This window comes from Lysobacter sp. TAB13 (assembly GCF_052113885.1).
Lineage (GTDB): Bacteria > Pseudomonadota > Gammaproteobacteria > Xanthomonadales > Xanthomonadaceae > Lysobacter > Lysobacter gummosus.
In genome coordinates this window covers 1-954 of sequence record NZ_JBFRDR010000053.1, presented here as the reverse complement: position 1 = coordinate 954, position 954 = coordinate 1, and the positions used below count along the sequence as shown (strand labels likewise).

The following is a 954-nucleotide window of genomic DNA, read 5'->3' as shown; positions in this document are numbered from 1 at the left end:
CATGGCTAAGGGTAAATTCGAGCGCACCAAGCCGCACGTGAACGTCGGCACGATCGGTCACGTTGACCACGGCAAGACGACGCTGACGGCGGCGCTGACCAAGGTGGGCGCTGAGCGTTTCGGTGGCGAGTTCAAGGCGTACGACGCGATYGACGCGGCGCCGGAAGARAAGGCTCGCGGCATCACGATTTCGACCGCGCACGTGGAATACGAATCGGCGAACCGCCATTACGCGCACGTCGATTGCCCGGGCCAYGCGGACTACGTGAAGAACATGATCACCGGTGCGGCGCAGATGGACGGCGCGATTCTGGTGTGCTCGGCCGCTGACGGCCCGATGCCGCAGACGCGCGAGCACATCCTGCTGTCGCGTCAGGTCGGCGTGCCGTACATCGTCGTGTTCCTGAACAAGGCCGACATGGTGGACGACGCCGAGCTGCTGGAGCTGGTGGAGATGGAAGTCCGCGAGCTGCTGACCAAGTACGAGTTCCCGGGCGACGACACCCCGATCATCCACGGYTCGGCCCGTCTGGCGCTGGAAGGCGACCAGAGYGAAATCGGCGTGCCGKCGATCCTGAAGCTGGTCGATGCGCTGGACACCTTCATTCCGSAGCCGGAGCGYGCGATCGACAAGCCGTTCCTGATGCCGGTGGAAGACGTGTTCTCGATCTCGGGCCGCGGCACCGTGGTGACCGGCCGTATCGAGCGCGGCATCGTGAAGGTGGGCGACGAAATCGAAATCGTCGGTATCCGTCCGACGCAGAAGACCACGGTTACGGGCGTGGAAATGTTCCGCAAGCTGCTGGACCAGGGCCAGGCGGGCGACAACGCCGGTCTGCTGCTGCGCGGCACCAAGCGTGACGACGTGGAGCGCGGCCAGGTGCTGTGCAAGCCGGGTTCGATCAAGCCGCACACCGACTTCGAAGCCGAAGTGTATGTGCTGTCGAAGGACGA

General features: G+C 64.5%; 1 protein-coding gene. It reads left to right on the top strand.

All coding sequences use genetic code 11. The features are described 5' to 3' along the window. Window position 1 precedes the first annotated feature (1 nt). On the top strand, window positions 2-954 hold a 953-nt coding region (gene tuf, locus AB4Y92_RS25055; RefSeq protein WP_441822081.1), incomplete at its 3' end, for an elongation factor Tu.